This window comes from Corallococcus carmarthensis (genome assembly GCF_003611695.1).
Classification (GTDB): domain Bacteria; phylum Myxococcota; class Myxococcia; order Myxococcales; family Myxococcaceae; genus Corallococcus; species Corallococcus carmarthensis.
In genome coordinates this window covers 1-20330 of sequence record NZ_RAWE01000190.1, presented here as the reverse complement: position 1 = coordinate 20330, position 20330 = coordinate 1, and the positions used below count along the sequence as shown (strand labels likewise).

Below are 20330 nucleotides of genomic sequence, written 5' to 3'. Positions count from 1 at the left end.
GACGAGGGCGGGCCCGAGGGCGTCACCGCGCGCCCGCTTCGATTTCCGGCCGAAGGGTCCGAGCGTCGTGAGGCGCTACTCCGTCTGCGGATTCACGCCGGACCGCGACTCCAGGCGGTCCAGCAGCCGCACCAGTTCAGGCACGGAGCTCACGGCCAGCTTGGCCATGACCCGGCCCCGCTGGAAGCGCACGGTCTGTTCAGCCGTGCCCAGCTCGGCCGCGATCTGCTTGTTGAGCAGTCCTCGCGCCACGCCCCGGCACACGTCCCACTCCCGGGGCGACAGCGTGGAGAAGCGCAGGCGGAGCTGCTCCCGCTCCGCGTTGGCGGCCCGCGAGGCCTGGTCCCGCGCGAGCGCCTGGAGCACCGCCGCCAGCAGCACTTCCGCGCTGACGGGCTTGGGCAGGAAGTCCACCGCCCCTGCCTTCATCGCCCGGACGGCGCCGGGGACGTCCCCGGCGCCACTGATGAAGACGACCGGATGCCGCCATCCCGCCTGCCGCAAGCGCTCCTGGAGCTCCAGCCCGTTGAGCTCCGGCATGCGCAGGTCCATGACCACGCAGCCCGGCCCCGGCCAGGGCTCGCACGCCAGCATCAACCGGGGCTGGGCGAAGCTCCGCACCGCGTAGCCTTCCGTGTGGAACATGCGCTCCAGGCTGCGAAGCACCGACGGATCGTCGTCCACGACGAAGATGGTGGGCCCTTCCGCGCTCACGGGGCACCGTCTCCGGACGGCCCGTCCACCCACGGGAGCGTGCAGCGCAACCGGCAGCCGCCACCTTCGCGGGACTCCGCCTGGAGGCGGCCCTGGTGGACCTCCAGGATGGAGCGGCTGATGGCCAGCCCCATGCCCATGCCATGGGACTTGGTGGTGAAGAACGGCTCGAACAGGTGTCGCAGCGCCTCCTCACTCATTCCCACCCCCGAATCCTCGAGCACCAGCTCTACCGCCGCCCCCACCCGCCGCGTCGTCACCCATACCTGGCGGCCTCCCACGGGCCGGGGCACCACCGCGTCCAGCGCGTTGAGCGTCAGGTTGAGCACCACCTGCTGCAACTGCACGCCATCGCCGTGGACGTGCAGGATGGACTCCGCCAGGCACAGGACCAGGTCCGCGCCGCGCAGGCGAGCGTCGGGCTCCACCAGCCTCATCACGCCCCGCACCAGCGCGTTGAGGTCGTGGTGGAGGTGCCTCGCTTCCTCCCTGCGCAGGAGCGCCCGCATGTGCCGGATGATCTCCCCCGCGCGCTGGTCGTCGGAGACGATGTCCTGGAGGATCTCCGCCAGCAGGCGGAGGTCCACGGGTGGGCGTGCCAGCAGCCGCTGGGCTGTCCGGGCGTTGTTGAGGATGGCCGCCAGGGGTTGGTTCAGCTCATGGGCGATGGACACGCCCAGCTCGCCCACGGTGGCCACCCGTTGCAGGTGCGCCCGTTCGTCGCGGGCCTGGCGGGCCTCCAGCTCCGCGCGGCGTCGCGCGGAGACGTCCACCATGGAGACGAAGGTGCCGCCCTCGGGAAGCTCCAGGCGGTGCGCGCGCATCTCGAACCAGGTGCCCGCGGCCGGGCCCTGCCACTCCGTCACCCCTTCACGCACGCGCTTCGTCAGCACGTCCCGCAGCAGCGCCACCGCGCCGTCCATCTCCGGCGGGCCCGCGCGGGCCGCCTCCTGGAACACCTCCAGGAAGGGGCGTCCCGGAGACAGGAGCTGGCGCACCGGCAGGCCTCCGGGGCCGTCGCCGTGGGCGGGAAGGGGGTGGGTCCGCAGGACGACGCCACCGCTGTCGAGGAGCGCCACGGCTCCGGGCAACGCGCCCAGCACCGCCCGGTTGAGCCGCTGGGCCCGCTGGCGCTGACGTCGCTCCAGCAGCAGCCCCAGGATGAGCAGCACCAGCGGCACCTGGGGCCACACCGGATGCTTCAGGTGGACGGCGAAAGGCATGGCATCCGCGAAGGAGCCCCGCACGCCGGGCCGCTGCTCCCGGTCCTTCACCCGGTGGAAGTCGTGCGGTGCGAATGCAGTGAGCCATGCCAGGAGGATGAGGAGCATTCGCATACATGGACTCCGCGACGGCGAAGGCCCCCCTTTCCATCTCCTGTCAATGCAACAAAGAGCCTAATGGCGGTGTCCTTGTGAAGGGATAGGAGGGCGACACGGCCTCCTGGTTGTGTTTCTCAATTCCAGTGAATTGACCCGGGTCGGCCGTCACGGCTGTTCCAGCGGAATGTCTCCGCTCGCGGATGGCCTTCTGGAGCGCACCCTCATGGAAGACGTGTCACAGGCGCCGCGGCCCCCGGCCACCTGGCGCAGCCTGCTGTTCATTCCCCAGTTCGCCTTCGCGAACGCCGCGCGGTTGCCGGCGGATTGTTTCATCATCGACTTGCAGGACGCCGTGCCCCTGGCCGCCAAGGCCTCCGCGCGCGCCGGGCTGGTGGAGTTCTTGAAGGCAGGCACCTTCGCCGGGCGTCCGGTGGTGGTGCGCATCAACGAAGCGGCGCGTCCCGAGCTGCTCGATGCGGACCTGGACGCTTGCATTGGACTGCCCGGGTTGACGGCGCTGATGCCCACCATGACGACGTGCCCGGAGGATCTGGATGCCTTGCACGAGCGCATCCTCCTGCTGGAGGAGGCTCGGGGCCTGCCCCGGGGACACACGCGCTTCTTGCCGCTCATCGAGACCCCGGCGGCCCTGCTGAACGCGGGGCGGCTGGCGGTGGCGGGCGGTGGACGCCTCCTGGGCATGATGCTCGGGCACGGGGACCTGTTCCGGCTGACGGGCGCGCTTCCGCACGCGGAGCTCACGCTCGCGCATCCCCGGAGCGTGCTGGTGATGGCGGCGCGCGCGGCGGGCATCGAGCCGTTCGACACGCCGTACACGAAGGTGGGGGACCGCATTGGCCTGGAGCAGCACGCGGCGGAAGGCCACGTCCATGGCTTCACGGGCAAGTGCTGCCTGCACCCGGATCAGCTCGACATCGTGAACCGCTGCATGACGCCCACGGCGGCGGAGCTGGCGTGGGCCCGGAAGGTGACGCAGGCGCAGGGCCAGGGCGCGCTCGCGACGCTGACGCGCAAGGTGCCGGGGCTCGCGGCTCCCGAGGCTGGAGGCGCGGTGGAGACGGAAGGGATGGCCATCGTGGACGGGCTGCTCGTGGGGCCGCCGCACCTGAAGGCCGCGCACCGGATGCTCGCGCTCTGCCCACCGTCCGTCCCGGCCTCGGAGGCGGAGCCCCGGGTGCGGGGGCGCCGCGTGTCGCACGCGCTCCACCGCCCGCCCAGCCCGGACGACGTCCTGCCCAACCCGTATGAGATGACGGCGACGGCGGGGATGCGGGACCTGTGGGTCCAGTGCTTCTATTCACACGACCGGGTGGTGACGAGCGCGCCGTTCGCGGCCCGGTTGGGGCTGTCCGGTCCCGACGCACCGCCCCTGCCCTTCATGATGGGCCTCTATCTGGCGTGCAGCATGTCGAGCACGCACGGTGCCATCTATCACCTGGGCTTCCGCAACGCGCGACAGCTCGCGCCGCTGCGGGTGGGTGACACCTTCCGGCAGGAGATCCAGGTCCGCTCGGTGCGCAACACCGGGGATGGGAGGCGCGCCGTGGTGACGACCCACCGCCGCATGCTGCGCGTGGAGGACGACGTCCCCGTCTTCACGCTGGACAAGCTGGAGCTGTATCGCCGTCAGCCGGAAGCCTTCGCTCCCTCCACCGCCGCCGCGGCGCTGGAGGCGGACGAGCAGGCGAAGGCCCAGGCCTTCCGCGACGCGCTCACGCGGAGGCTGGGGGACGTGCCGCCGCGCGCCGCCTCCGTGACGTCGTTCGACGAGGGCGAGCTGCTGCTGCATGGCTTCGCGAGGCCGCTGGGTGTGACGGCGAACCTGGCGCTTTCGACGCAGCTGTTGGTGACCCACCCCATCCACCTGGATCACCACCGCTTCGACCTGGGACATGGCCGGGGCGTGGTGGTGAGCGGGGGGCTGGTGGTGTCCATGACGCTCGCGGCGGCCGCGAGGGACCTGCATGAAGTCGTCTGGGAGGAATTGCTCGCGGCGGACAACCTGCGCCCCGTGGCGCCAACCCAGACGGTGGGGGCGCTCTCGTACATCCTCTCCCGGGGGCCGGTGGAGGGACAGGCCGGCCTGGAGGAGCTGGTGGTCCGGACGCTCGGGGTGACGGACCTCACGCCGTCGGAGGAGCTGGTGGACACGGCCCTGCCTCGGGCGCTGTTCCACATCGAAGGGGAGCGGCCCTCCGCCTACGATGCGTTCTGCAGGGGGCACGGGCTCGAAGCGCTGGAGGGCCGGGTGGTGTGCGTCGCCACGCGGCGCCTGTTGCGCCTCAAGGAGTAGCGGGCACCGGGCACGGACTCGAAGGGGCCAGGGCGGCTATCGGGTGGCTCCTGCTTCGCCGTCCTCCGCAAGGCCCCGCTTCAGCGGATACCCGGCGGCACGTTGCGCCGGGTCCGCTGGCGCGGCTGCGTCCGCTACTCCTCGATGGGGCAGTTCATCAGGCAGGTGTCGTGACGGTCGAAGCAGATGAGCATGTGGACGGTGCCAAGACGCAGGCAGGTGTTGAGCCGCTCATCGCATTTGTCCGTGCACACGAGCCCGTCAGCAGTCCCGCGGCCAGCATGATGCCCATGACAATGGACTTCACCTGCATGTGTGCCTCCTGGTGTGTCATTCCGAGATGAATGGCACACCAGGATATCGTGCTGCTGGGGGCGTCCATGGGCACCGGCACATCGAGTGATGAGCAGTGCATGTTCTTGCCCGGTGGGCTCCAGGGATGTTGCCATTGGCGCCCATGGGCTTGCGGCCAATGCCAGAGGTGCCGCTCCCTCCAAACAACGGCCCGGGCCCCCTTGTAGGGAACCCGGGCCGGGTTGGCTCACCGTCAGGTGAGCGGGACCGCCATCAGTTGTCCTGGAGGTAGTTGAGCGAGGGGCAGTACGTGGCGTATCCGTGTCCGGTGAGGGCGCCATTCTCGTAGAGGCCATCCACGTCGAAGGCCACGAAGTGCGACGCGGGTGGGCTGCCTGCCTTGATGCAGGAGGGGCAGAGCGAGGCCGCCACGGGCGTGAAGATGAGGTTCGTGCTGTGATCGAAGAACGCCGTGCTGAGCACGCCCTCGAAGTCGACAAGCGTCGCTCTCGGCTCACCCGGCGCGGAGCCCTCCTGCGGCGTCGCGTCCACCGGCACCTTGACGTTGTAGACATTGACGAGCTGTGGCGGGACCGGCGACTCCTGGGACGGGCACTCACCCGCCGTGCCGTTGTTGAGCTCGATCCACAGTGTCCACGGGTCCCCGGGAGTCGACGGCTCCTCGTAGCCGAAGTAGGCGTTGGTCAGGGAGCGCTGTTCCCCGTTCATCTGGATCGTGACGGCGGTCTCCTGGCACTCGCCTTCGCAGGTGGCGAATGGGTCGGTGCCTGCATCTGGCTGGGTGCCCGCGTCGGGCGTGGTGCCAGCGTCAGGCGTGGTGCCTGCGTCCGGTTCGGTGCCCGCGTCAGGCGTGGTGCCTGCATCGGGCGTGGTGCCCGCATCCGGTTCGGAGCCCGCGTCGGGCGTGGTACCTGCGTCGGGCGTGGTGCCCGCATCCGGTTCGGTGCCTGCGTCGACCGTGGTGCCTGCATCCGGTTCAGTGCCTGCGTCGACCGTGGAGCCTGCATCCGGCTCGGTGCCTGCGTCGGACGTGGTGCCCGCATCTGGCTCGGTGCCCGCGTCGGCCGTGGAGCCTGCATCCAGCTCGGTGCCCGCGTCGGACGTGGTGCCCGCATCGAGGCCTGGGGGCGGCGTTGGTGGCCCGTTATCAGAGCCACAGCCGGGAAGGATGGGAACGGCCGCGAGGGAGACAACCAACAGGGAGCGAATCGAGCGTCGCAGGTTCATGCCGCGGATTGTCACGGGTTCCGTGACGAGATGCGAGTGGCTCTGGGTCACTGCGTCATTGCGACGAGGCCGACGTGGCGACAACCCGCAACGGGCGCGCTGTACGCCACCGTCAGGGCGGGGCCGGAGACGGCATCGACCGGGGCGACGGTGGCGTACGTCACGCCCGCCCGTGGCGTCCACGGCCTCCGCGATGACATCAGTGGGGCAGGCGAGCTTGGGGCTGCGTGGCGTCTCGCACGGTGACGCGGAAGGAGCAGGTCTTCAGATTGCCCGCGTCATCCCAAGCACTGACGAAGACCCCTGTCATCCCGAGCGGAAAGACAGCGCCGCGAGCGCGGCTGTAGCTCAGCGTCACGAACTCCGAGACCCGGTCGGACGCCGTGGCCTCCGGGAAGTCCACGGCCGCGCCGTTCGCCCCCGTGGCCTCGACGATGAGGTTCGCCGGGCACACCAGCGTGGGGGGCGTCGTGTCCCGCACGGTGACGGTGAAGCCGCACGTGGCCATGCGCCCCCGCTCGTCGCGCGCCGTCGCGGTGACGGGGGTCGCCCCCATGGGGAAGACCGAACCGGACACGTGGCTGTACGTCACCGGCACCGCCCCTGTCCCCGTGGCGGCGGCCGCAGGGTAGGGGACCGCGGCGCCCGCGGCGCTGGTCGCTTCAGCGGAGACATCCTCCGGACAGGTGATGGCCGGTGGAGCGGTGTCCGTCACCGTCACGGAGAACGCGCAGGACGACGCATTGCCCGCGTCATCCGTGGCAGTGACGGTGACGACGGTCATCCCCACCGGGAAGGTCGTCCCGGAAGCCTGGCTGTATGCGACCGTCGCGGAGGACACGGCGTCCGAGGCCGCGGCCGCCGGATACTCCACCGTCGCGCCCGCGTCTGCCGTCGCCAGCGCCGCCACGTCCGCCGGACAGACGAGGTCCGGCGCCGTGGTGTCCCGCACTGTCACCCCGAAGGCGCAGGTGGCGCTGTTGCCGGCCGCGTCCCGCGCCGTGACGGTGACGCTCGTGGCCCCCAGCGGAAACAGGCTCCCGCTCGGATGGCTGTAGCTCAACGCGGGGCTGGCCGGGCCGTCGTCGCTCGCCGTCGCGGGAGGGAAGTCCACCACCGCGCCCCGCGGACCGGTGGCTGATGCCACCACGGGCGTGGGGCAGGTCACCGTGGGAGGCGTCACGTCGAGGACATTCCGCGCGCGCCACAGCTCGGCCCCATGCGTGCCGTCAGAGCCCTGGAAGTACAGCGTGTCCCCCATGAGGAGGAACCCGTTGGGCCGGTTGACGCCCGTCCCCGGCATGGCGAGGAACAGCCGCGTCCCCTCCTCGGTCCCGTCCGTCTGCCACACATCGGCGCCCCCGGAGGCGGCGCTGAAGGCACTGAAGATCAGCGTATCTCCGATGACCTGCAGGCCCTGCGGACTCGAGCCCGCCGCTCCGGGCCGGATGTCCTTGACGCGCACGGTGCCCGCCTCGGTCCCATCCGTGGCCCAGAGCTCCGAGCCGTTGACGCCCTCACTGGCGGAGAAGAAGACCCGCCCTTTGTAGGACGTGAGCCCGGAGACAGAGGCGTTCGCCGTGCCCGGAGCGATGTCCCGCACCCGCACGGTGCCGGCCTGCGTCCCATCGCTCTTCCACGGCTCCCGGCCGGAGCTGCCGTCGTCCGCCGTGAAATAGAGCGTTGCTCCCACCACCAGGAAGTTGTCGGGGAACGAGAAGTTGGAGCCGGGGTAGATGTCCTTCACGCGCACGGTGCCGGCTTCAGTCCCATCGCTTTTCCACAGCTCGTAGCCGGCGAGGTAATCCGTGGCGATGAAGAAGAGCGTCCCCGCCACCTCCGTGAAGCGCATGGGATAGGAGCTTCCAGCGCTGGGATAGAGGTCCCTGACGCGCACGGTGCCCGCCTCGGTGCCGTCCGTCTTCCACGGCTCCGTGCCGCTGACCCCGTCATCCGCCGCGAAGTAGAGCACCCCGCCCGCGCTGCCGAGCGCGGGAACGCCGACGCCGAGGGCTCCCGTGGCTCCGGCGCGGATGTCCCTGACGCGCACGGTGCCCGCCTGGGTGCCGTCCGTCTTCCACAGCTCCCTGCCGCTGACCCCGTCATCCGCCGCGAAGTAGAGCGTGCGCCCCACCCGCGCGAGGACGACGTTCAGGAGGTCCAGCGAGCCCGTGGCCCCGGGCCGGATGTCCTTGACGCGCACGGTGCCTGCCTGGGTGCCGTCCGTCTTCCACAGCTCGGCGCCGCTCGTCCCATCGTCCGCCGCGAAGTAGAGCGTGTCATCCACCCGGACGAACGCCGTCGGAGACGCGCTCGCGGGGCCGGGGTTGATGTCCTTGACGGGAACGGTGCCCGCCACCGTGCCGTCGGTCTTCCACAGCTCCCGGCCATACACGCCGCTGGTGGCCGTGAAGAGGAGCGTGCCGTTCAGGTCCATCATGAACGCCGGGTACGAATTGCGCGGCGTCGTGTGGATGTTCCGCAGCAGCACGGTGCCCGCGTCGGTGCCGTCGCTCATCCACGGCTCCCTGCCGTACACGCCGTCGTCCGCCGCGAAGTAGAGGACGCCGTTCCGGTGGACCAGCGACGAGGGGGAGGACCCCAGCGCACCGGGCCAGATGTCCTTCACGCGCACGGTGCCGGCCTGGGTGCCGTCCGTCTTCCACAGCTCCTTGCCGCTGACCCCGTCATCCGCCACGAAGAAGAGGGTGGAGCCCACGGCGGTGAGCGAGGTCAGCGAGGGGCTCGCGGCACCGGGGCGCAGGTCGCGGACGCGCACGGTGCCCGCCTCGGTGCCGTCCGTCTTCCACAGTTCCCTGCCGCTGACGCCGTCATCGGCGAGGAAGTAGACGGTGTTGCCCACGGCGGTGAGCGAGGACGGCGAGGACCACAAGTGCCCGGGCCAGATGTCATTGATGCGCACGGTGCCCGCCTGGGTGCCATCGCTCTTCCACAGCTCCTCGCCGGCGGCATCCGTGGCGATGAAGAACAGCGTGCCATTCACGTCCACGAGCTCGGAGGGGTAGGAGCCTCCGGCGCCGGGCCAGATGTCTCGCACGAGCAGGGTGCCCGCCTGGGTGCCGTCCGTCTTCCACAGCTCGAAGCCGGAGGTCCCGTCATTGCCCTTGAAGAAGATGGAGCCATTCGAAACCGTGAGCAGCGGTGGGATGTAGGGAGGGACGAAGCTGCCGCTGCCAGGATTGAAGTCCTTGATGAGCGCGGTGCCGGCCTGGGTGCCGTCGCTCCGCCACAGCTCGAAGCCCAGGTTGGCGGTGCTCGACACGTAGACGAGGGTGCCGTTGAGGTTCGTGAGCCAGGAGGAAGCACCCGCCTCGTACCATGTGTAGAGCTGGACGGCGGTGGTCCCCCAGTCGGTCCCGTTGCTCTTCCAGAGCCGGTCGGTCCCGACGCTGTCCGTCGCGGTGAAATAGAGCGTCCCGTTCATCGGCGTGAGCCAGGACGGGTTCGAGTGGGTGGTGGCCCCGCTCCCCGCCGTTCCCACGTAGATGTTCTCGACGATCACGGTGCCGGCCTGGGTGCCGTCCGTCTTCCACAGCTCGCGGCCGCTCCAGCCATCGTCGGCGCTGAAGTACACGGTGCCGCCGACCGCCGTGAAGGACGTCGGTCCCGCGCTGGGAAGCGAGGAGATGGCCCGCAGGCGCACGGTGCCCGCCGCGGTGCCGTCGCTCTTCCAGGGTTGGCCCCCGTAGAGAGACTCGGTCGCCTCGAAGTAGAGCGTGCCGTTGACGTTCGTCAGGGTGGTGGGGTTGGAGTCGGAATCCCCCGGCCAGATGTCCGCCACCAGCTCCGGCACCGGCGGCGTTCCCCCCGTCCCCAAGAGCCGCGCGGCCCGCGTGTCCACGGTGACCGGCGCGTCACCACAGCCGCCCGCCGTGAGTACCACCATCAAACTGGTGAGCAGGCTTTGCGCCCCCAGACCCCCGCGTCTCTGTCCGTGCATCCCCATCCCTGTCTTTCGGACCGCCGGAGGCACGCCAATGGCTGGCGTGCCGGCCCGGGCGACTCGACGGTGGGGAGCATCCCGGACGCAGGCGGGAAGCGCAATCCGGGTCAGCGGGAACCGGGCCGTCCCCAGCGCCACCGGGGCCGCCTGGGGATGAAAGGGTTTTGATTAATCCTGGGATGTCTGGCCTTTCCCAGTCGACCGGGCAATGTTGCTCAAGCAAGACATTCGCGGTGGACGTGTCCGCCCACGTCAGGTGTCGACAGGGTGTGCGTACACGGGCGTGCCGCGCGGGGCCGTGCCCTCGGTGGCGTGGCCTTCCTTCACCCAGTACTCGATGCCGCCAATCATCTCCTTCACGCGAAAGCCCAGCGCGGCGAAGCGGGCGGCCGCCTTGGTGGAGCCGTTGCAGCCCGGGCCCCAGCAGTAGGTGATGATGACATCGTCCTTGCTCAGGTGCGCCGTCGTCTCCGCGCTGACGGTCCGTGACGGGAGGTTGAGCGCGCCGGGCACGTGGCGCTCGGCCCAGGCCTCCTTCGTGCGCACGTCCACCACGACGAAGCCCTTCTTGCCGCGCTCCAGGTCCAGGTGGACGTCGGCCGGGTCCGTCTCCACGGACAGCTTCGCGAGGAAGTGGCGCCGGGCCTCCTCGGGCGTCGCGGCCGGCGTTTCGAGGACGAAGGAGAACGCAGTGGCGGAAGCAGTCATGACGGGACCTCCAGTGGCTTCGACACGCGGAAATGTGCCTCCAGAGTGGTCTGGCGGATAGCTCCATTTCAGCTCCAGGGTATGGGCCATTATGGATGGGCCGCCGGTTGCCGGGGAGCCCGGGTCCTGGCTTCATGGGGGCATGCCGAAGCGGGCCGCCGGAGTGTCCCTGCCCTTCCTGCAGCCGGAGACCGGAGGGGGTGCGCCCCTCCACCGCCAGCTCTATGAGCGGCTGCGGGAGGCCATCCTCTCCGGTGCGCTCGCGCCGCGCAGCCGGCTGCCCTCCACGCGCACGCTGGCGCGCGAGCTTGGCGTCTCCCGAGGCACCGTGGAGGGAGCCTTCGCCCAGTTGGACGCGGAGGGCTTCCTGGAGCGGCGCGTCGGCTCCGGCAGCGTGGTGGCGCTGCCCGAGCATGCGCGACTGCCCCGGAGCATCACCGCCGCTCCCGCGCGTCGCAGCGGCCCCCTGGCCCGGCCGGGTCTGTCACGCCGGGGGCAGCGCCTGTCCCGCGACGTGCTGCCGCCGGAGCCCCGCGACGTGCAGCCCTTCACGCCATGCCTGCCCGCGTTGGACCTGTTCCCCACGCACCTGTGGGGCCGCGCGGTGGCGAAGCAGGCCCGGCACCTGCGGCCAGGGCTGATGACCGCGGGCGAGCCGGCGGGGTTCCGGCCGCTGCGAGAAGCCATCGCCGCGCACCTGGGCACGGCGCGTGGGGTGCGCTGTGGATGGCGACAGGTGCTGGTGCTCGCCAGCACGCAGCAGGCGCTGGACCTCTCCGCGCGGCTGCTCCTGGACGAAGGGGAGGGCGTGTGGCTGGAGGAGCCCGGCTATCTGGGGGCGCGTGCCGCGTTCGAGTCCGCGGGGGCGCGCGTGTGTCCCGTGCCGGTGGACACGGAGGGGCTCCGGGTGGAGGTGGGCACCGCGCGTGCTCCGAAGGCCCGGCTGGCCTACGTCACGCCTTCGCACCAGTACCCGCTGGGCGTGACGCTGAGCCTGCCCCGGCGGCTGGCGTTGCTGGAGTGGGCTCGGGCCGCGCGTGCCTGGATCTTCGAGGACGACTACGACAGCGAGTTCCGCTACGCCACGAGGCCCCTGGCGGCGATCCAGGGATTGGACGTGGCGGGGCGCGTCCTCTATGCGGGCACCTTCAACAAGGTGATGTTCCCTTCGCTGCGGCTCGCCTTCCTCGTCGTCCCGGACGCGCTGGTGGAGCCCTTCACCGCCGCGCGGGCCGCCACGGATGGGCATGCGCCGCTGCTGTCCCAGGCGGCGATGGCGCACTTCATGGAGGCGGGGCACTACGCCGCGCACCTGCGACAGATGCGATTGGCCTATGCGGAGCGGCGGGATGCGCTGCTGGATGCCCTGCGGCGTGAGGCGGAAGGGTGGCTGCGGCCCGGAGCGGCGGAGGCTGGCATGCACGTCACGGCCTTGCTCGCACCCGGCTGGCGGGATGGAGACGTCGTCCAGCGCACCGAGCCGAAGCGGCTCGGTGCCCGCCGGCTGTCACCGCTCTACCTGGGGCGGGGTGGGGAACAGGGACTGGTCCTGGGGTTTTCGGGGGCCAGCCCCGCGGGACTGCGCGCCGCGGTGCGCGTGCTCTCGCGGCTCATGGGCTGACGGTCCTCCGGGGTCACGGGTCGTACAGGTAGGCCCAGTTCAGCTGCGACGCCGAGGCGGTGATGGTGTCCATCGGCTGATAGGCATTGAAGTTCTGATAGGGGGTGCTGTAGCAGAGGGTGGCGGTGCAATACTGCAGGCTGCCAGGGTGGACGCCCGACCAGAGACTGCGGACGGCGCCTGCCCAGGTCAGGAGCCGGGGGCTGCTCCAGATGCGGATGACCGTTCCAAGGTTCAGCCAGCCCTGAGGCGCCCCTGCCTGCTTGTAGAGGCAGAGCTGGTTGCCCTGGCGCCCCGCCTGGTCAAAGAGCCAGAGGCTGGAGCCAGCACATCCTCCGTCGATGGCCAGGTCGTCCAGGTCCTGCTGGGTGACGCCCGCGCCCAGGTTCCGCAAGAGCGCCTCACGTGCTTCGAGCTGGGCCCGTTGCTCCGCCCGGGTGATGAACGTCGTCTCCTGGGCCATCGTCCCATCCGGCAGTGCACGGATGAGGGTCTGCGAGATGCGCGCGTCCTGCTGCCCTTCGGAAACATCCGGCGGCGAGTCTTCGGGCGGCCCTCCGCACCCCAACAGCAGACCGACTGCACAGACCAACATCCACGGGCTCGAGTGCTTCATCATGGCCTCCAGGGTGCGGATTGAGCGGATACTGCTTGGTCAGGTCTATCATGTTTTGAGCTGAGAATGCACAGTCCCGCCGGTGAGCCCTTGACGGGATGGATGACGAAGCGCGGGGCTGGTGGGAACGGCGCTGTTCCTCTTCGCCGTTGTGGTGTGCGGATCCTTCGCGCGCCAGATGCCCGTAGAGGAGAGGCGCGTCCACCCGCTCGTGCTTTCCTGTGCAGGTGATTGATGCAGTCACGACGTACTGGGTTCCGGATGTCTATGTTGGCCCTGGCTCGTTCAATGACGCGAAGCCCACCGTCCACGTCTCGGAGCGGGGGGACTCCTGGGAGAAACTTCCATCCTATCAATGGTATTCGGGGCAGCAGCGTACCTCGCCGCCGTTGATCCTCTCCGGGCTGGTGGAAGGGGCCTTCGTGGGGCATGGCCGGATGGGCCACTTCCCGGACTACTCCTGGCTCCAGTTCTCGTACGAGCCAGGCTGGAACAAGAAAAGTCAGAACCCGAAGCTGCTGCGTGACAACCGGTGGGTGTATCTCCATGCGCTCATGCAGATGATCCACGCGTTGCGGTCCGTCCGCACCGGCGAGGACTACATGCCGCTGGAACTGCCCGACATGTTCACCTGGCAGGACCTGCCCACGTCGCTCAAGGAGTGCGTCTCCGAACGCAACTTCTCGATCCTCCAGGAGGTCATCGCGAAGCCGCCCTCGGAGAAGGGCTCGCACTGGAACTATGAGGGCGCCATCCAGGAGAAGTGCGGGCACTGGGAGCGGGCCATCATGAAGATGGGCCTCTTGCGTGTGCCGGACAAGTTCGAGCGAAACCAGAAAGCGTTCGAGAAGATGGGGAGGCTAGAGGACCCCCTGGGGTCCCATGTCATCCGGTTCAGCATCGCGGCCAAGCTCCAGTACCAATTCCTCGATGCCTTCCTCCAACAACACAAGAAGCCCTTCCTGAGGGACTTCGCCTACGGGCAGGTGGCCTATACCGAGGACCTCGTCCTCATGAATCCCAAGAAGGTCTCCTCCATCTCCTTCGTGGACACGGCCGTCTGTCTTGGTTTCTTCCAGTTGCTCTCGTACCAGGACCTGTCGGTTGCCACGCTGCGAAGCGCCCTGAATCTCCGCAAACAACTCCTGGCGGCGAAGTCGAAGGAACAGCAGTTGAGGATCATCGAGAAAGGGCTGGAGGAGGCAAGGTATCTTGAGGCCAGCGCGGTTTCGGAGCTGCCCATGAAGAGCGACTTCAACGTCCTCGCGCGCGTCGACGAAAAGTACTTCGACCCGGTTCCACGCCCCCTGTTCCTGGACACGTACAAGCCACGCCTCGAACCCAAGACCCTCAAACTCCCCATCCGACAGGTACCCCAGACCACTCATTGGGGGACGGGCGCTCTCACCACCGTGCTGAAAGGCATTGGCATGCTCCTGACGAAGCGGCGGCTCTAGCCAGGAACAGCAAGCGGAGGAGGCGCGCATGGCGCCCCAGGCCGCGGTGAGGCAGGAGCCTCTGGAATGAGGGGAGTGGGCCCTCCTGGATTCGAACCAGGGACCAATCGGTTATGAGCCGACAGCTCTAACCGCTGAGCTAAGGGCCCTCATGTCTCTGACGCCAGACGCGGAAGTGACTATCTCTCCGCCCGCGCGCGCCTGGCAAGCGTCGCCAGGTGTCAGGCCTTGCCGTCCTTCTTCACCACGCGGAACACCTGCCCCCGTTCGTTCACGGTGACGCCCTCGGCGCGCAGGCGCTTCGCCTGCTCGTGCGCCACCGGGGGCGCCAGCGTCCCGTCCGAACGGATGACCCGCCACCAGGGCACCTGCGTGGCCTGCCCCGGCAGGTGCTTCAGCTCCCGCCCCACGCCGCGCGCCGCGCCCGGCCGCCCCGCGTAGATGGCCACCTGCGCGTAGGAGCGCACCTCGCCCCGGGGAATGGAGCGCACCTGCTTCATCACGTTGTCGGAGAAGGGCAGGGGCTTCTCGGCGGGCTTCTTCGCGGCCACGGCGCACCTCGGGGACGAAAACGACGAAGGCCCCCGGTCCACTCAAGGAACGGAGGCCTTCGAATCCAATCAGCTCAACGGTCCTGCGTCAGCTCTCCACGAAGGAGCGCAGGCGCTTGGAGCGGCTGGGGTGGCGCAGCTTGCGCAGCGCCTTGGCTTCAATCTGGCGGATGCGCTCGCGCGTCACCTCGAAGTCCTGGCCCACCTCTTCCAGCGTGTGGTCGCTCTTCTCGCCAATGCCGAAGCGCATGCGCAGGACCTTCTCCTCGCGCGGCGTGAGCGTGGCCAGCACCTTCCGGGTCTGCTCGGCCAGGTTCATGTTGATGACCGCGTCCGCGGGCGACACCAGGCTCTTGTCCTCGATGAAGTCGCCCAGGTGGCTGTCCTCTTCCTCGCCAATGGGCGTCTCCAGGGAGATGGGCTCCTTGGCGATCTTCAGGACCTTGCGCACCTTGTCGAGCGGCAGCTCCATCTTCTCCGCGATCTCTTCCGGCGTCGGCTCGCGGCCAATCTCCTGCACGAGGTAGCGGCTCGTGCGGATGAGCTTGTTGATGGTCTCGATCATGTGCACCGGGATGCGGATGGTGCGGGCCTGGTCCGCGATGGCGCGGGTGATGGCCTGACGGATCCACCAGGTGGCGTACGTCGAGAACTTGTAGCCGCGCTTGTACTCGAACTTGTCCACCGCCTTCATCAGGCCGATGTTGCCCTCCTGGATGAGGTCCAGGAACTGCAGGCCGCGGTTCGTGTACTTCTTCGCGATGGAGACCACGAGGCGCAGGTTCGCCTCCACCAGCTCGCTCTTGGCGCGCTCGGCGCGCTTCTCACCCAGGCGGATGGCGTCGTAGTTGCGGCGCAGCGCGTCCACGGGGAGGTTGGCTTCCTCCTCCACGCGCTTGATCTTCCGCACCGCCGTGCGCACGTCGCGGTCCAGGACCTCCAGCTGCTCAGGCGTGAAGTTGAGCTGCTTCTGGAGCTTCTTGGCGATGTTCGGGTTCTCGCGCGACTCCTTGAGCTGCGGGCGCAGGTCCTTCATCACCACGCCGTAGCGGCGCTCCAGGTCCCCGAGCTCCTCCTCCGCCTTCTCCACGCGCTCGATGAGGCCCTTGAGGTTCACGACGATGCGGTCCACCTGCTTCTTGTTCAGCCGCATCTCCTCCAGGACCTCCATCATCTTGGTCCGAAGGTCCTTCACCTCCTGCTTGAGCTCCTTCTTGCGGACCTCGGTGAGCTTCTTCTTCCCGGAGAGCTCCTCCTCCAGGACCTCGCAGTCCTTGGCGAACTTGCGGAAGCGCTCGATCTGCTTGGAGATCTGCTCGATCTTGTTGAGCTCGCTCTGCGCCAGCTGCGCGGGGGCCTCGCCCTCGGCTGCTTCCTCGGCGGGCTCTTCCGCGTTCTCAGACTGGGCCTCTTCGGGCGCGTCCTTGATGACGTCGCGCACGCGCAGCTTGCCGGTCTTCAGGCGGTTGCTGATGTCCAGGATGTCCGCCACGGCGACGCGGCAGGCGAGCAGCGCGCGCAGGACTTCCTTCTCGCCCTCTTCGATGCGCTTGGCGATCTCCACCTCGCCCTCGCGGGTGAGGAGGCTGACGCTGCCCATCTTGCGCAGGTAGAGGCGGACGGGATCGTTGGACTTGCCGCCCGGCTCGTCGTCCTCGTCCTTCTCGTCCTCGTCCTGGTCTTCCTTCTCTTCCTCGACCGCGACGGTGGGCTTGATCTCGTTGGACTGCGCGGCCTTCTGCGCGTCCACGATCTCGATGTCGTTGTCGCCGAACATGCTCATCACGTCGTCGATCTGATCGGACGACACGATGTCGGCGGGGAGGGCGTCGTTCACCTCGTCATAGGTGAGGAAGCCCTTCTCGCGGCCCGCGGCCAGCAGGTCCTTCACTTCCTTGCGCTCGGCGACGGGATCCTCCTCCACGTCGTCTTCGACGGCGTCCGGGTCCACCTGGACGGCGGCGGCGGCTTCCTCCGCGGCCTCCTCGGGGTCCACGTCGTCGGCGATGGCGGCCACGCCCTTCTTCTTCTTGATCTTCTCGGTCGCCTCGGCGGGGGCTTCCTTCGCCACCAGCTCCTTCTCGTCAGGCTCCGCTGCCTTCGTGACCTTCGCCGCAGGGCTGTCCGGGGCCTTCTTCTTGCGGATCACCGGATCCACCTTCTTCTTGGTGGGCTTCACGGATGCCTTGGGGGGCTTCTGCGTCGGCATTCGGGTACTTCTCCTTAAGAAAATCAGGTGCTTTGGCCTGGGCGAGCCGGCCGATCTACCGCAAAGTCGAGCTTTCTTACAAACGCGAACTCAAACCGGTTGCATTGGTGCCTTTGTTCCCGTTGCCGAGGAGGCAGGCCTCAGCTCATCGAGGACGCGCTTGCGGAGGGCCAGCAGCTCCTTGCGCTCGGACAGGAGCTGACGCGTCTCTTCTGTCAAATCGAATGACCCCGGCGTCTGTTCCGTCGCCCGCTTTATATAAACGAGCCGCTCGTCGATGCGCCGCAACATGATGTCGCGGCATGTAAGTAGGAACTCCGACTCCAGTTCCATTCCGGCCGGCGAGAGGCGACTCCCAGCGGCAACGAGCGCTCGCTTGACGACTTCCGTCGCTTCATAGAGCGCTTCTTCCGCGCCTTTCCCGGACGTGGCTTGGGCCAGAAGGACTCGAAGTCCCATGTGAGATAATTCATCACATACCCGAAAAATGTCCCTCGCGAGCAGCCGGGGCTCGCGGAGGATAGCGGCCACATAGAGCGCTTCTGACTCGTGTGGAGGCCGCTCGATTTGGGGGCGCGGAGCGGTTGATGGACTTTGTTGTGCTGAAGCCGAATTGAGCGGAACCGGCTTAGGCGGAGGTGGAGGCCTGTACTGGAGGGCCGACTCAATCTTTTCAGGCGTCCAGCCGAAGTGGCTCGCCAGTGCGTTGACCAGCGCCGAGCGTGTAAGCCCAGGGGGGACTTGGATGGTGACAGGCCTGAGCCGCTCCAAGGCCACCATTTTTTCCTCGAACTCTGCGCGCGTCCCTTTGGGAAGAAGAGTCGCGAAGAGGTAGGCGGTCAGGGTCTGAGCGCCCTCTAAAAGGCGCTCCATGCCCTTTAGGCCTTCGCGTCGGGCGAACTCGTCGGGGTCGTCACCTTGAGGAAGTATCGCAACCCGAGTGGGCGTCCCTGTTGCAAGTAGGGGACCAGCTAAGCGCTCGACTGCTGCGAGCCCCGCTGAATCACCATCCAAAAGCAGCATTACATCTCGTGTGTCCGCCCGCTTCAGTAACTGGAGGTGGCCCGTCGTCAGGTTGGTTGAGCAGAGGGCCACTGCTTGATGCACTCCAACTTGGTGCAGGCCGATGCAGTCGAAATATCCTTCGACGAGAATTGCGGTCTTGCGCTTGCGGATTGCATCCCGAGCCTGATCCATCCCGAAGAGCGTTTCACTCTTGTTGTAGAGCCGGGATTCTCTCGAGTTAAGGTATTTGGGCCCATCCTCAGCTGCTACCAGCCGACCGCCGAACGCGATAGGTCGGCCCTCTGGCGCGCGGATGGGCACCATCAGGCGGCTGCGGAAGAAGTCGTTGTACCCGTCACCGCTAGCGCGCTTGGTTATCAGGCCTGCCTTCAAGCCCCACTCCAGCATGCCGTTCTGCTGGAAACGGTCTGCTAGTAGGCCCCATTCAGCAGGCGCCCACCCCAGGCCGAAGCCCTTGGCGACCTCTTCCGACACGCCCCGGCTGGCGAGGTAGGCCCGGGCGGCGCGGCCCTCGTCTTCGTGCCAGAGCAGGGTGCGGAAGTGTTCCGCAGCAAAGTCGGTGGCCTCCTTGACCTGCTGGCGCTCCTTGAGGCCCGGGTCCTGCGCGGCCTCCAGGTCGATGCCCACTTCCTGGGCCAGGTCCTGCACCGCGTCCTGGAACGTCTTGCCCAGGTATCGCTGTACGAAGGACACCGCGTCGCCGCTGGCCCGGCAGCCGTGGCAGAAATAGAAGCGCTTCTCCGGCACCACGTAGAACGACGGCGTCTTCTCCTGATGGAAGGGGCAGCGGCCCTTGAACTCGCGCCCGGCCTTCTTCAGCTCCACGTGACGGGACACCAGGGACACGATGTCCACGCGGTCGAGGACCTCCTGGATCTTGTGCTCCGGAATCACGACGCCCCTCCATCCATCCGCATGAGCGCGGCCTTCCGCCCGTCATCCTGACCGCCCCGTCTGACGCACCCCGGCCGGCTGCCTCCACGGCTGCCCACCCAGGCGGGTAGGGCAGGCGGACGCGAGCGGGGCGCGGAAACCGACGGGAGCTGGGACACGGCGCGCACTCCTGAAGGCTGTCTGCTCGGCTCCCAAGGTGGGGGACGGGCGGACGGCCTTGGGATCAGCGCTTAATGGGCGAAGGGCGAGGGATCAAAAAATCCGCTCAAGCCGGGGCTGGGGAGGGCACCTGGGAGACGTTCCCGGCGCCCCTTCCCCGAAACGACGGGTGCTTCAGGACAGCTTGGCCAACTGGGACTTCACTTCCTCGGAGATGGCCTTGCCCTCGGCGCGCCCCTGGAGCTTGGGGTTCACGTTCTTCATGACCGCGCCCATGTCCTTGGGGCCCTTGGCGCCGACCTCGGCGATGGAGGCCTGGACGGCGGCGGTGAGCTCTTCCGGGGTGAGCTGCTTGGGCAGGTAGCGCTGCAGGACGGAAATCTCCTGCTCTTCCTTGTCCGCCAGCTCCGGGCGGCCACCCGCCTTGAACTGTTCGATGGAGTCGCGGCGCTGCTTGATGAGGCCGGCGATGACCTGCTGGATGCCCGCGTCGTCCAGTTCGCTGGCGCCCGGCTCGACCTCCTTGTACTTCACGGCGCTCTTGAGCATGCGCACCACGCTCAGGGTCAGCTCGTCCTTGGCCCGCATCGCGTCCTTCAGGTCCGCGGTCAGGCGCTCTTTCAGGGTGGTCATGTCGGGATTCCTCACGGGCGGGGAAAAGGGTCGCCGCGCCAGGGGATGGGACGGCGGGAGCCAGGGCACCTGACTGCTTCAAGGAGCCCCGGCTCCTCACTGCGGGCCTGCTAGTACGACTTGCGGGCCTTCTTCACAGCGCGCTTCTTGGCGGCGAGGGCCTTCTTCTTCCGCTTCACGGAAGGCTTCTCGTAGTGCTCGCGCTTGCGGATCTCGGAAAGGATTCCGGCCTTCTCGGTGGCCTTCTTGAAGCGCTTGAGAGCGCTTTCGATGGACTCACCTTCCTTCACTCGAATACCGGGCATGCAGTCACCTCCTTCCGCCTAGCTGGATGCAATCTGGAAATCTTCAGAGGGTCGGGGGGTATGGCGCAGCGGGACGCAAAAGGCAAGGAGACCCGCACGGAAAGGATGGGCCCGGGTGCGCTAGAATGTCCGCCGCGTGTCCCGCCTCCTCCTCCTGGTGCTCCTGCTGGCGGCCAGTCCCTCCCGGGCTGGCACGGTCGCTTCCGAGTGCTGGGCCTCCTGCCGCCGCCACGTCGAGGACCCCTCCCTGCGCGCGCGGACCTGTGGGGCCTGCGTCACCGGCGGGCGGGTGGAC

Annotated in this window: 14 protein-coding genes and 1 tRNA gene; 3 read left to right on the top strand and 12 right to left on the bottom strand. The window is 68.3% G+C overall.

The window, feature by feature from the left end:
* Nucleotides 1-75: 75 nt before the first annotated feature.
* Both D7X32_RS33950 and D7X32_RS33945 read right to left on the bottom strand, forming a co-directional pair.
* Entirely contained in the window at nt 76-714 is a 639-nt protein-coding gene (locus tag D7X32_RS33950; protein ID WP_244239334.1) for a response regulator transcription factor, read from the bottom strand.
* Nucleotides 711-2051 carry a sensor histidine kinase gene (locus D7X32_RS33945; protein ID WP_147450377.1) on the bottom strand — a complete coding sequence of 447 codons (1341 nt, stop codon included), beginning with the start codon at nt 2049-2051 and terminating at the stop codon, nt 711-713. The genes D7X32_RS33950 and D7X32_RS33945 overlap by 4 nt, the downstream gene beginning before the upstream one ends.
* A gap of 208 nt (nt 2052-2259) precedes the next feature.
* Here D7X32_RS33945 and D7X32_RS33940 point away from each other — a divergent pair, with 208 nt between their 5' ends.
* Nucleotides 2260-4350: an aldolase/citrate lyase family protein gene (locus D7X32_RS33940; protein ID WP_158625815.1), complete on the top strand. Its 2091-nt coding sequence runs from the start codon at nt 2260-2262 to the stop codon at nt 4348-4350.
* A gap of 567 nt (nt 4351-4917) precedes the next feature.
* On the opposite strand, the gene D7X32_RS33935 is transcribed toward D7X32_RS33940, so the two are convergent.
* From D7X32_RS33935 to D7X32_RS33925, 3 genes are all read right to left on the bottom strand, one after another.
* A complete protein-coding gene (locus tag D7X32_RS33935; RefSeq protein ID WP_171449272.1) occupies nt 4918-5892 on the bottom strand; it encodes a hypothetical protein in 975 nt (324 codons plus the stop codon).
* A gap of 199 nt (nt 5893-6091) precedes the next feature.
* Nucleotides 6092-9799, bottom strand: a complete 3708-nt coding sequence (locus tag D7X32_RS33930) for an ELWxxDGT repeat protein (RefSeq protein ID WP_158625814.1) — start codon at nt 9797-9799, stop codon at nt 6092-6094.
* A gap of 309 nt (nt 9800-10108) precedes the next feature.
* Nucleotides 10109-10564 carry a rhodanese-like domain-containing protein gene (locus tag D7X32_RS33925; RefSeq protein ID WP_120606719.1) on the bottom strand — a complete coding sequence of 152 codons (456 nt, stop codon included), beginning with the start codon at nt 10562-10564 and terminating at the stop codon, nt 10109-10111.
* Nucleotides 10565-10706: 142 nt separating this feature from the next.
* On the opposite strand from D7X32_RS33925, the gene pdxR reads away from it, so the two are divergent.
* Entirely contained in the window at nt 10707-12185 is a 1479-nt protein-coding gene (gene pdxR, locus D7X32_RS33920; RefSeq protein ID WP_120606718.1) for a MocR-like pyridoxine biosynthesis transcription factor PdxR, read from the top strand.
* Nucleotides 12186-12198: 13 nt separating this feature from the next.
* On the opposite strand, the gene D7X32_RS33915 is transcribed toward pdxR, so the two are convergent.
* Nucleotides 12199-12804: a hypothetical protein gene (locus D7X32_RS33915; protein ID WP_120606717.1), complete on the bottom strand. Its 606-nt coding sequence runs from the start codon at nt 12802-12804 to the stop codon at nt 12199-12201.
* 386 nt (nt 12805-13190) lie between these two features.
* On the opposite strand from D7X32_RS33915, the gene D7X32_RS33910 reads away from it, so the two are divergent.
* Entirely contained in the window at nt 13191-14258 is a 1068-nt protein-coding gene (locus D7X32_RS33910) for a DUF6765 family protein (RefSeq protein ID WP_147450376.1), read from the top strand.
* A gap of 76 nt (nt 14259-14334) precedes the next feature.
* Here the strand turns inward: D7X32_RS33910 and D7X32_RS33905 are convergent.
* From D7X32_RS33905 to rpsU, 6 genes are all read right to left on the bottom strand, one after another.
* Nucleotides 14335-14407: transfer RNA gene (locus D7X32_RS33905), tRNA-Ile, on the bottom strand.
* A 72-nt stretch (nt 14408-14479) separates the two neighbouring features.
* The gene (locus D7X32_RS33900) at nt 14480-14809 is read right to left on the bottom strand and encodes an MGMT family protein (RefSeq protein WP_120606715.1); all 330 of its coding nucleotides are present in this window, start codon (nt 14807-14809) and stop codon (nt 14480-14482) included.
* Between the two features lie 88 nt (nt 14810-14897).
* A complete protein-coding gene (rpoD, locus tag D7X32_RS33895) occupies nt 14898-17018 on the bottom strand; it encodes an RNA polymerase sigma factor RpoD (protein WP_120606714.1) in 2121 nt (706 codons plus the stop codon).
* Nucleotides 17019-17108: 90 nt separating this feature from the next.
* Nucleotides 17109-18938, bottom strand: a complete 1830-nt coding sequence (gene dnaG / locus D7X32_RS33890) for a DNA primase (protein ID WP_120606713.1) — start codon at nt 18936-18938, stop codon at nt 17109-17111.
* 333 nt (nt 18939-19271) lie between these two features.
* Nucleotides 19272-19730: a GatB/YqeY domain-containing protein gene (locus D7X32_RS33885; protein WP_120606712.1), complete on the bottom strand. Its 459-nt coding sequence runs from the start codon at nt 19728-19730 to the stop codon at nt 19272-19274.
* A gap of 110 nt (nt 19731-19840) precedes the next feature.
* The gene (gene rpsU / locus D7X32_RS33880) at nt 19841-20035 is read right to left on the bottom strand and encodes a 30S ribosomal protein S21 (RefSeq protein ID WP_014395136.1); all 195 of its coding nucleotides are present in this window, start codon (nt 20033-20035) and stop codon (nt 19841-19843) included.
* Between the last annotated feature and the right edge of the window lie 295 nt (nt 20036-20330).

Bases quoted from the DNA above. Each gene is read 5' to 3' on its own strand.
- D7X32_RS33945 (WP_147450377.1), bottom strand. From the start codon at position 2,051: ATGCGAATGCTCCTCATCCTCCTGGCATGGCTCACTGCATTCGCACCG.
- D7X32_RS33940 (WP_158625815.1), top strand. From the start codon at position 2,260: ATGGAAGACGTGTCACAGGCGCCGCGGCCCCCGGCCACCTGGCGCAGC.
- D7X32_RS33935 (WP_171449272.1), bottom strand. From the start codon at position 5,892: ATGAACCTGCGACGCTCGATTCGCTCCCTGTTGGTTGTCTCCCTCGCG.
- D7X32_RS33930 (WP_158625814.1), bottom strand. From the start codon at position 9,799: ATGGTGGTACTCACGGCGGGCGGCTGTGGTGACGCGCCGGTCACCGTG.
- D7X32_RS33925 (WP_120606719.1), bottom strand. From the start codon at position 10,564: ATGACTGCTTCCGCCACTGCGTTCTCCTTCGTCCTCGAAACGCCGGCC.
- pdxR (WP_120606718.1), top strand. From the start codon at position 10,707: ATGCCGAAGCGGGCCGCCGGAGTGTCCCTGCCCTTCCTGCAGCCGGAG.
- D7X32_RS33915 (WP_120606717.1), bottom strand. From the start codon at position 12,804: ATGATGAAGCACTCGAGCCCGTGGATGTTGGTCTGTGCAGTCGGTCTG.
- rpoD (WP_120606714.1), bottom strand. From the start codon at position 17,018: ATGCCGACGCAGAAGCCCCCCAAGGCATCCGTGAAGCCCACCAAGAAG.
- D7X32_RS33885 (WP_120606712.1), bottom strand. From the start codon at position 19,730: ATGACCACCCTGAAAGAGCGCCTGACCGCGGACCTGAAGGACGCGATG.
- rpsU (WP_014395136.1), bottom strand. From the start codon at position 20,035: ATGCCCGGTATTCGAGTGAAGGAAGGTGAGTCCATCGAAAGCGCTCTC.